Here is a 6,579-nt window from a genome sequence, read left to right as displayed (position 1 = left end):
GTCCGCCGGTTTCAACATGTGGTTGGGCACCCCCGGCGGGGGGTGCGGTCACCAAAACCTCTTGATCACCGGAGGGTGGGGGTGGGGGTGGGGGTGGGGGTGGGGCGCGCTGGGCGGTGGGGGGAGAGGGCACGGAGGGTTTCGGCTGTGGCGATGGCGTCGCTGCGGGCGCTGCCGTGGCGGCCGTCGGTGCTGTAGAGGGTGGGGTCCGCCGTCAGGGGATGATCGGTCAGGTGCACGTGGACCGTGCTCAGGCGTTCGGCCAGGGTGGCCGTGTGTGCGGACAGGCGGCGCATGCGTTCCCCCAGGCCGACCCGGAGGTGCTCGGGCACCGCCGGACTGTGCGAGACGTCGAACATGCCCACGGTGATCACGTCCGCGCCCACGCCGCGAAGGGCGGTGATCATCGCGGTCAGCTCGGCGTCCACCGCCTCCGCGTCGTACGCCGGGTGGAAGGCGTCGTTGCCGCCGCAGACGACGAGCGCCAGGTCCGGTGCGAAGGCCACCGCCGGGGCGAGCTGGGTGGCCCGCACCTGGTGCGCGCGCAGCCCGCGTCGACCCAGGTTCCGGTACGCCAGCTCGGGGCGCACGACGCCCAGCTCGGCCGCCACCCGGTCGACCCACTGCACGTCCGGGTAGCCCGGGGTGGGCTCACACATGCCCTCGACGACGCTGTCACCGAGCGCCACGAACCGCCGCCACGGGTGGTCGTGCAACAGGTCGCCGGCTTCCCCGGGGCGCAGACAGTACGGGTCCGTCGATTCGGTGAACGTCGATGGCATTCCGGCACGCTAACCGACCGTCGGGCCGCGCGGCCAGGCTCAGCCGGTCAGGCTGACCTCGGCCAGGTAGACATGCGTCTGCCCCTCGTGCGAGGAGTAGTAGCTCACCCAGAGCAGGTCGTCGTGCCAGACCAGGCCGGGGTAGCTGGTGTCGCCGCCGGACGGCAGCGCAACCAGTTCGGTCAGCTCGCCCCGGCCCGGGTCGACGAGGCAGATCGCGGTGCGGACCTCCCCGTCGTGCAGGCGTACGCCGGCCAGCAGTCGCCCGTCGGGCAGCCGCAGCAGCGTCGGCCCGCCCACCTGGACACCCAGGTCGGTCCAGGTCCACTCCCGGTACGGCGGCGCGGCCCGGCCGAGTTGCGCACTCGCGTCGGTGCCGTCGCGGCGCAGCAGGCAGTACGCGGTGCCGTCCGGGGCGAAGACCAACCCGGACTCGTTGGGGTACCCGTCCTCGAACAACGTCGGCACCCACTGCTGGAGGTCCACGCCGTCGGTGCTGCGGTAGAGCCGGGCGAACCTCGGCGCCCGGGTGGCGTAGCCGACGCCGTACATCGTGTCGTCGTGCCAGGCCGCCCGCCACACCCAGACCCCCGGCTCGCCCACCGGGACCGGGTCACCCCAGGCGTGCCCGTCGCCGGACTGCCAGGTCACCGTCTGGAACGTCTTGGTGGCGGTGCCGGTGGCCGCCGCCGCCAGTAGTTGCAGACGACCGTCGGGCCGGGCGACGAAGCGCGGGTCACGCATGTCGACGCCCGCCTGCCGCAGAACGGCGGCGGACCGCCACGATCGTCCGTTGGCGGAGGTCAGCACCCGGATCACGCCGTCGTCGCTGAGGTGGGTCCGGGCTTCCCGGAACGCGCAGAACCAGCTCCCGGCGTACCGGACGAGGTCGGTGAACGCGCTGTGCGGGGCGCTGTCGCCGATCCGGTGAACGGCGGTGACCTCGGCGTTGCTGCGGCGAGTGGCTGACGACGTCATACCCGGCGGCCTCCTGGGTGGCAGGGCGCCGACGGTAGCCGAACCGGCCGACGCGTGAGCGGCGAGCAGAGGAACGCCTGACGAACACCCTTCGGCTGTCGGATCGGCGTCGTTCGCGCGGCACGGTCGGCGCGCTGGGATCAGATGGTGGCGCCGACCGCGCACGATGGTCGGTGGGCCGGCCGTTCGGTGCCGGGGCTCTCGGTGCGGGGGAGGTGAGCGCCATCGACTCGGTCCTCCAGGCCCTCGCGGCGAAGCTTGTCGAGGAGATCGTCAAACGGCTTGTCGAGTGGCTGACGCCGAAGGTGCTGCGGTCGGTGCCGCACCAGGCGTCGCCGAACTGCCCCCGTTGCGGCGGGTACGGCGTCCGCCGGTGGATGCGAGGTGGCATGTGGTTGTTCCTGCCATCTCTGCTGCTCTTCGGCTGGGGTTTCGGGTTCACCCTGCTCGGGGTGCCGGTGGTGGTGCTCAGGGTGGTCTTCGTGCTGGTGGCGGACGGCTTCGGTGGGCTGGTGTCCGCTCTGTTCGCCGTGCTCGGACTGCTCGTGCCCGTCACCCTGATGGTCGCGGGCGCGTTCGGCCTGGCGTACTACCACAGCTACCCACCGAAGTGGTGCGCCCGCTGTCACGGCCGGTGGCCGCGTCGGGAGCGGGACGAGTACCTGCGGGCGTCCGCTCCGGTGCTCACCTGCGGCTGCGGTCAGCGGCTGCGGGTGCCCCGGACGGCCACCGGGTCGCGCCTGCGCTGCCCCCGGTGCCGCACCGAACACGCCACCGCGACCTCGGCCAGGAGCTGAGCGGCCCCGGCCGGTAGAAACTCAGCGGTCCGCGTGGCGCTCGGCGAGCAGTTCACCGAGCACACGCCCGGCCCACTCGGCCTTGGCGGGGTCCTGATTGTCCAGGGTGATCAGCGCCTTCCACAGCGCCCAGCCCCGGCCCCGAGCCCAGGTGGCGTCGTCGAGGCCGAGCGCGGCGCGGAAGGCGGCCCGGCTGGGGCCGTGCAGCAGGGTCCAGGCGATCACGGTGTCGCAGGCCGGGTCACCCACGCCGGAGCAGCCGAAGTCGATGACGGCGGCGAGCCGGCCGTCGCGGACCAGCAGGTTGCCGTCCGCGACGTCGCCGTGGAACCAGACCGCCGGCCCGGCCCAGGTGGCGTCGAGGGCGGCCTGCCAGATTCCGGTGACCACGTCGACGGGGATCCGGTCGCGGTGCGTCTCGATCGCCGACCGGGTCTCCGCGTCGTAGGTGGACAGCGGGGCACCCCGCCAGGCGCTGTGCGGCCCCGCCGCCGGGCCGCCGGTGGCGTCCACGCCGCGCAGGGCGCACAGGAAGGTGGCGAGGTCGGTGGCGAACCGGGGCAGGTCGTCGATCCGATCGGGGCTGGCGGTCCGCCCGTCGATCCACCGGTAGACCGACCACGGGTACGGGTATCCGGCACCGGGACGGCCCTGGGCCAACGGCACGGGGATCGGCACCGGCAACCGTGGCCCGAGCACCGGCAGCCAGCGCTGCTCCTTGGCGACCTGGAGGGCGTACCCCGCCCCGCTGGGCAGCCGCACGGTCATCGTCTCGCCCAGATGGAAGGTGCGGTTGTCCCAGCCGTCGACCTCGACCGGGCGGATCGGCAGCTCCGCCCACCGGGGAAACTGCTCGGCCACCAGTCGACGGACCAGGGTCGCGTCGATCCGGTCGGCCACCGCGGTGTTCGCCACCGGCACGCCGTCCGTGGGTTGTTCGCTCATCGAGGACAGCCTGCGGCAGCCGGGCCGGGCCCGCAACGGGGTTTACCTGGTGGCGACGGGGGCGGCGCGCGCCGGTGTCCCCGGGCCGGAGGTCCGGTTCACCAGCGGGTACGCGGTGACCACCAGGCACGCCGCCGCCATGGTCAGCAGGGCCGGGGTGAGCCCCAGGGCGTCCACCGACCAGCCGCCGAGCAGTGCGCCGACAGGGAGCCCGACGAACGCCAGCGAACCGGCGATGCCGATCACCCGGGTCTGCAACTCCGGCGGCACCCGTTCGTAGAGCGCCACCCCGAGCAGCGGGTTGACCGCGGCGATGCCGATCCCGGACAGGAACGTCACCACGAGCACGACCGGCAGGTCGTCACTGATCGCCAGCGCGACCAGCCGGGGCGTGCCGGCGACGAGCGCGCCGACCAGGAACGTCAGCCGACGGGGCAGCCGGGGCCCGAGCGCGGTGAACACCAGGTTGCCCAGCAGCGCCCCCGCCGAGAACGCCGCCAGCACCAGGCCGAGGCCGCTCGGGCCGGGCAGCTCCCGGGCGACCCAGACCGGGATGTAGACGGCCACGCTGGCGTTGGCCACCATGTTCAGCGCCGAGATGACGACGAGCATCCCGAGCAGCGGACGGTCCCGCCCCAGGTAGCTGAAGCCGCCCCGCAGCGCGCGCAGGTAGCTCTCCGGCTGGGCGGGTTGCGCCGGGGCCGCCGGTGGGCGCACCAGCACGCCGATGAGCAGCGCGCAGACGCCGAAGGTGGCCGCGTCGATGAGGATCGCCTCAGTCACCCCGAACGCGGCGATGAGCAGGCCGCCCACGGCGGCGCCGAACAGGGTCACCACCCGGCTGAGCCCGTCGTACGCGGAGGTCAGCCGGATCAGCGGCACCCCGGCGGCCTCCGCGGCCGGGCGGAACATCACGTGCTTCACCCGGTCCCCGATGCCGCGCAGCGCGCCGGCCACCGCGACGAGCGCCACCAGCGGCGCGAAGCCCAACCACGGGGTCAGTGCGACGACGACCATCGCCACCGCGCTGCCCGCATCGCAGAGGATGGAGGTGCGGCGCAGGCCGAACCGGTCCGCCCAGGGCGTACCCAGCGCGCTGGACAGCAGGTACGGCAGCGTCTCGGCGAACGCGACCAGGCCCATCTTGGTGGGGCTGCCGGTGGTGACCAGCACCAGCCACGGGATGGTCACCACCGAGATGCGGGTGCCCAGGTTGGAGATGAGGTCGGCGCTGACCAGGACGACCAGTTGCCGGCGGGGGTTCACGCCTCGACCGCTGCCGCCCGGTGGGCCGCGTACCGCGCGCGCAGCGCCCGCTTGTCCACCTTCATCGACCGGTTCACCGGCAGCCAGTCGACGAACTCCACTGTGGTCGGCGCCCACATCTCGTTGAGCTCGGCGGTCACCAGGCCGACCAGCTCCGCCCCGCTGACCGTCGCGCCCGGGGCGGGCACCACGTACGCGTACGGCACCTCGCCGACCGTCTCGTCCGGCACGCCGATCACTGCGGCGGCCCGTACCTGCGGGTGCCCGAGCAGCACGTCCTCGATGGGACGGCAGAAGATCGCCCAGTTCCGTCGGTGCGTGACGATCATGTCGTGGGCCCGGTCGACCAGGTAGAGGTAGCCGTCGTCGTCGAGGTGGCCGATGTCGCGGGTGCGCACCCACCCGTCCACGAGCGTCTGCGCGGTCAGCTCCGGCTGGCCGTGGTAGCCGGCGAAGCTCAGTCGGGTACGCACCCACACCTCACCGTCGCGCCCGGTCGGCAGCACCGTGCCGTCGTCGTCGCGGATCTCGACGCGCACGTCGCCGTAGGGCCGCCCGCAGGAGCGCAGCCGCTGCGGGTGCTCCGGATCGTCGGTCAACCCGGGCAGCGCGGTGATCACGACCGCCTCGCTGAGGCCGTACACGATGCGCAGCACCGGACCGAACCGCGCGATGGCCTGGCGCAGCCGGGCGGGCGCGGCGGGCCCGGCGCCCACGTTGAACATGAACATGGCGGAGAAGTCCGCGCCGACGAGCGCCGGGTGGTCCAACACCTCGTAGAGCATCGGCGGGGTGACGAAGGTCGAGTTGATCCGTTCCCGCTGCACGGTGTCCACGAAGGTCACCGGGTCCCAGTCGTCGCGCAGGAACAGCACCCCACCGGTGAACAGGTTGAACAGGGTGGTGATCTGCCCGCTGGCCAGCCACATCGGTGAGTGCGACAGGTGCCGCAGCAACGGGAACCCGGCGGCCCGGAAGTCGGCGGCAAGGGTGAGGATCTGGGCGTAGAAGCTCTCCCGGTGGTGCACCAGCTTGGGGGTACCGGTGGTGCCACTGGTCTGCAGGAACGACTCGGGCGCCGGCACGGGCGACGGCAGGCCCGTCACGTCGGCGTCGGCGTCGGCGGTGAGGTCGGGGCCGGCGCCGCCCGCGCCCAGACAGCAGACAGGTGTGCCGGGCAGCGCGGCGGCCAACTCCGGGCCCAGGCTGGCCCGGTCCCGCGCGTCGTAGACCAGGGCGTCCGGGCGGGCCAACCGGATGAACTCGTCGACCTCCCGACGCGCGGTCACCGGGGCGACCCACATCGTCCGGCAGCCGATCAGGTGCAGGGCGAGTTGCAGCAGCGGACCCTCCACCGCGTTCGCGACGGTCACCAGCACCGCCGACCCGGGCCGTACGCCGTGCCGGGTCAACGAGGCGGCCATCGACCGCACCCGCGCGGCGGCCTCGGTGTAGGTGAGCCGCCGGTCGGCGCCCACCAACGCCTCCCGGTCGCCGAACTCGGCGAAGAGGTCCAACACCCTGTGCACGTACGTCGTGGTGTGCCCGGGTCCGTCAGTCATCCGGCAGCCCCCATCTGAGAAAGCGGCGGTCCCCGGGCAGCCCCCGGGAACGACGCGACGGTGGCGCGCTCGGGCGACCACACCGCCGCCGCCTGGAAGCCTAGGCGGGAAACGGCTGGTCGGAACCGTGCCGAGTGGGCGATCCGAGCGGCCCGCCGGACATTTGATGGCGTCGATCAGGTTGATTGACGCCCATCAGCGGCGGCGGCTAGGTTTCTGGACCATCGTCCAGGCGGGCGCCGTCAGCGG

The 6,579-nt window shown here is 73.2% G+C and carries 6 protein-coding genes; 1 reads left to right on the top strand and 5 read right to left on the bottom strand.

Annotation, left to right across the window (positions count from 1 at the left end; translation table 11 throughout):
- Positions 1–65: 65 nt before the first annotated feature.
- Complete coding sequence (locus AB0C15_RS31550) at positions 66–782, bottom strand: SGNH/GDSL hydrolase family protein (RefSeq protein WP_357358200.1); 717 nt, start codon at positions 780–782, stop codon at positions 66–68.
- Positions 783–821: 39 nt separating this feature from the next.
- Positions 822–1,760 carry an exo-alpha-sialidase gene (locus AB0C15_RS31545; RefSeq protein WP_357358198.1) on the bottom strand — a complete coding sequence of 313 codons (939 nt, stop codon included), beginning with the start codon at positions 1,758–1,760 and terminating at the stop codon, positions 822–824.
- Positions 1,761–1,975: 215 nt separating this feature from the next.
- Between AB0C15_RS31545 and AB0C15_RS31540 the strand changes: the two genes are divergently transcribed.
- Positions 1,976–2,557 (top strand): hypothetical protein, encoded by a 582-nt coding sequence (locus AB0C15_RS31540; RefSeq protein WP_357358196.1) that lies wholly within the window; start codon positions 1,976–1,978, stop codon positions 2,555–2,557.
- A 21-nt stretch (positions 2,558–2,578) separates the two neighbouring features.
- Here the strand turns inward: AB0C15_RS31540 and AB0C15_RS31535 are convergent, their stop codons facing one another.
- From AB0C15_RS31535 to AB0C15_RS31525, 3 genes are read right to left on the bottom strand one after another with little or no spacing between them, the layout of a single operon-like run.
- Positions 2,579–3,502, bottom strand: a complete 924-nt coding sequence (locus tag AB0C15_RS31535; protein ID WP_357358194.1) for an aminoglycoside phosphotransferase family protein — start codon at positions 3,500–3,502, stop codon at positions 2,579–2,581.
- 42 nt (positions 3,503–3,544) lie between these two features.
- The gene (locus tag AB0C15_RS31530) at positions 3,545–4,768 is read right to left on the bottom strand and encodes an MFS transporter (protein WP_357358192.1); all 1,224 of its coding nucleotides are present in this window, start codon (positions 4,766–4,768) and stop codon (positions 3,545–3,547) included.
- Positions 4,765–6,330 carry an AMP-binding protein gene (locus AB0C15_RS31525; protein WP_357358190.1) on the bottom strand — a complete coding sequence of 522 codons (1,566 nt, stop codon included), beginning with the start codon at positions 6,328–6,330 and terminating at the stop codon, positions 4,765–4,767. Before AB0C15_RS31525 ends, AB0C15_RS31530 begins: the two co-directional genes overlap by 4 nt.
- Positions 6,331–6,579 lie beyond the last annotated feature (249 nt).

Source organism: Micromonospora sp. NPDC048835, from assembly GCF_040649995.1.
Taxonomy (GTDB): domain Bacteria; phylum Actinomycetota; class Actinomycetes; order Mycobacteriales; family Micromonosporaceae; genus Micromonospora.
Note: the sequence above shows the minus strand (reverse complement) of the source record. Positions and strands in the feature narration are given on the sequence as shown.

Excerpts from the sequence above, each read along its gene's own strand:
- AB0C15_RS31525 (WP_357358190.1), bottom strand. The coding sequence starts at position 6,330 with ATGACTGACGGACCCGGGCACACCACGACGTACGTGCACAGGGTGTTG.
- AB0C15_RS31550 (WP_357358200.1), bottom strand. The coding sequence starts at position 782 with ATGCCATCGACGTTCACCGAATCGACGGACCCGTACTGTCTGCGCCCC.
- AB0C15_RS31545 (WP_357358198.1), bottom strand. The coding sequence starts at position 1,760 with ATGACGTCGTCAGCCACTCGCCGCAGCAACGCCGAGGTCACCGCCGTT.
- AB0C15_RS31535 (WP_357358194.1), bottom strand. The coding sequence starts at position 3,502 with ATGAGCGAACAACCCACGGACGGCGTGCCGGTGGCGAACACCGCGGTG.